Origin of the sequence: Hymenobacter profundi, from assembly GCF_019334315.1 — a bacterium.
In the GTDB taxonomy this organism is placed as follows: domain Bacteria; phylum Bacteroidota; class Bacteroidia; order Cytophagales; family Hymenobacteraceae; genus Hymenobacter; species Hymenobacter profundi.
Map to the genome: position 1 here is coordinate 1 of NZ_JAHWGL010000186.1, position 3147 is coordinate 3147.

2 protein-coding genes are annotated in these 3147 nt (G+C 56.2%); one reads left to right on the forward strand and one right to left on the reverse strand.

Features of this window, described 5'->3' with window-relative positions; translation table 11 throughout:
* Nucleotides 1-63 precede the first annotated feature (63 nt).
* Nucleotides 64-1608, reverse strand: coding sequence for a hypothetical protein (locus KYK14_RS21720; RefSeq protein ID WP_219161745.1), 1545 nt, complete (start codon nt 1606-1608; stop codon nt 64-66).
* A gap of 155 nt (nt 1609-1763) precedes the next feature.
* Between KYK14_RS21720 and KYK14_RS21725 the strand changes: the two genes are divergently transcribed.
* A complete protein-coding gene (locus tag KYK14_RS21725; RefSeq protein WP_185280656.1) occupies nt 1764-2930 on the forward strand; it encodes a 2-isopropylmalate synthase in 1167 nt (388 codons plus the stop codon).
* Nucleotides 2931-3147: the final 217 nt, after the last annotated feature.

Below are 3147 nucleotides of genomic sequence, written 5' to 3' on the forward strand. Positions count from 1 at the left end.
AGGCCAGAGGCCTACGCATAGTCGGCACGGGGCACAGCCCCGCGCCAGTATCACTTCACAAACTCACTTCATCGCCCGGAACTTCCGCTGCATAATCTCCTGCACTGGCACATTTTCAATCTTGCTTTCCAGCCAGGAAATAATGTCGAGGTAGAGGAAAGGCCGGCGCTCCAGTGGGTTCACGGCAATGGCGATGAGTTGGTTTTTGAGGTTGGTGAACGCGCCTTTCAGTTCGCCGGGCGTGAGGTCGCCCGCAGTGCGCAGGAAGCGGAAGATAGCGACCTGCATCTGCTGCTGCTCGTTCATCTTGCCCAGGAAGCGGTACACCGACTTAATCTGATAGTCCAGGGCCTCATCTTGGCCGGCTTCGTAGTGGGCAATCAGGTTTAGGATGCGGGCAAAGCATTGGATGTCCTCGCGCAGGCTCACCTCCTTGAATTGGATGATTTTGGTGAGGTACTCAATGGCCTTCTCGTTGTCGCCACTGCCGAAGTAGAGGCTGGCAATCTTGTAGTAGAACACTAGGCGGCGGTGCATGTCGAGTTGCAGCCGGTACTCGTCTAGCTGCCCCAACAAGCCCGGAATCAACGTCAATCCCTCTGTGAAGCGACCTTCCAAGAAGTGCAGGTTGATTTCGTTGGTGGCGATGTACTGAAACAGCAGCGCCTCAATGTTGGGGGTAGAGCGCCGGTTAGGGTCGGCGGCAAACGCTTTCAACGTAGCCAGTACTTCCCGAAAGCGGCTATAGTATAAGGTGTTGAACAGATACGCCAGCAGGTTGTGCACGCCCTTGATGTAGAGCATGGTCTGCTGGTTTTTCATATCCGGCGTGTGCTCAAACAACTCTACCCACTTGTAGGCGTAGCGGTAGCCAGCTCTGAAATCCTGCACAATGGTGTAGTACCACACGTGCGCCTGGTAGTAGTATAGCTGCTCAAAGAAGCCACCCCGCTGCACGTTGGTAGGAGGTAGGGTGGTCCGGAAAAACGCCGTTACCTGCTCGTAGTCCTGCTGGTTGCGAGCATGGCCGGTTTTCAGGTAGAGCCCATACATCTGCAACGCCGCATTCGACAGTGTGTGGAGCTGGCTCACCTGCCCCGCCGTACCGGCCGACTCACTCGCCAATTCCTCAGCCCTACCCTCTAGGCTACGCGTGATGAACTGCGATTCAATCAGCTTCTCGAAATCCAGGGCCAGCAGGGCAATGTGGGAGAGTTGTTGTTGGTAGGCAATATTCTTCACCTTGTCCAGCATTTTTAGGCTCTGTTGATAGAAGCCTTTGTTGTAGAGCACGCGGGCGTAGCCCAACTGCTCGTGCAACTGAATATCCACGTTCTGGCCCGCGTGATAGAGGCGCAAATCGGATAATAATTGCCGGTAAAGATTAGCCTTGAGGTTGGCGAGTTGCACCTTTTTTATGGCTGGTGCCAGCGTCAGAATTCGTTCTTCGTCGTAGTGTGGGAGCTGATCGAGAGCGTCGAACAGCTGCAAAAACTTCAAATCTTCGGCCGCCCCGGGGCGGTCGGCCGATAGTCGGAAATGCCGTTTTTCGGAGCGCGTCAGCGACTTGATGAGCTGAAATACCGATTCGCCTGCTTCGTTTGGCATTGTAAGAATGCGGAAGTTAATAGTATGGTAATCAAACGCTTTTGGAAATGTTCAAGGCATTAGAAATAGTAACAATTTCCAATGTCCTTTTCCGAAGCCCAACTTTCCCGCCGTAGTTAGTAGACTGAAATCTGCTCACAATTTTCGCATCTACTATGGGAGCGCACAACATCCAGATATTTGATACCACGCTGCGCGACGGCGAGCAAGTGCCGGGCTGCAAGCTAAACAAGGAAGAGAAACTTGTAATTGCCCGGCAGCTGGAACTACTCGGCGTGGATGTTATCGAGGCGGGCTTTCCGGTGTCGAGTCCTGGCGATTTTGCCGCCGTGGAGGCCATTGCCGCCCAAACCCGCGAAGCCACCGTGTGCGGTCTGACCCGCGCCGTGGAAAACGATATTCGCGTGGCCGCCGATGCCCTGCGCAAGGCCCGCTACCCCCGCATTCATACCGGCATCGGTACCTCCGAGCTGCACGTGCTGCACAAGCTACGCACCACCCAACAGGACGTAGTGGAGCGCGCCGTAGCCGCCGTGAAACTGGCTAAATCTTTTGTGGAGGACGTGGAGTTCTACGCCGAAGACGCCGGCCGCACCGACAACGAATTCCTGGCCCGCGTGTGCGAAGCGGCTATCAAAGCCGGCGCCACCGTCCTCAACATCCCCGACACCACCGGCTACTGCCTACCCTCCGAGTACGGCGCCAAGATTAAGTACCTAGCTGATAACGTGCGCGGTATCGAGAATGTGACCCTTTCCACCCACTGCCACAACGACCTGGGCATGGCCACCGCCAACTCCATTGCGGGCGTCATCAACGGGGCTCGGCAGATTGAGTGCACCATCAACGGGGTAGGGGAGCGGGCCGGCAACACGGCCCTGGAAGAAGTGGTGATGGTACTGCGCCAGCACGGCGACCTGGGCCTGACTACAGGCGTGAACACCAAGCTGCTCACCGAAACCTCGGCCATGGTGTCGCACCTGATGCAGATGCCGGTGCAGGCCAACAAGGCCATCGTGGGCGCCAACGCCTTTGCGCACTCCAGCGGCATCCACCAAGATGGCGTGATTAAGCACCGCGCTACCTACGAAATCATTGATCCGCAGGAGGTAGGTGCCCCCGACTCGGCTATTGTGCTTACTGCCCGCTCAGGCCGCGCCGCGCTGGCCTACCGTTTGCAGAAGCTCGGCTACGCCTTCGGCGGCCAGTCGCTCAACAAAGCTTACGCCTCGTTCCTGGTGCTGGCCGACTGCCAAAAGGAAGTGCAAGACCACGATTTGCACGCGCTGGTAGAGCAGGAGAAGTTGGTGGCCGTTGAGTAAGTTTTTGAAGTGAAGTGAGAAATAAAGCAGAGCAAAGCAGCCCGTCATGCTGAGCGAAGCGGAGCGTAGTCGAAGCATCTCTACCGTGAGTAATCCTAATCGGCTACAACGAAGCGGTAGAGATGCTTCGACTACGCTCCGCTTCGCTCAGCATGACGGGCTGATGAAATAGACCACCCCACCCCATGCCCAAGTCCTTATTTGATAAAATCTGGGA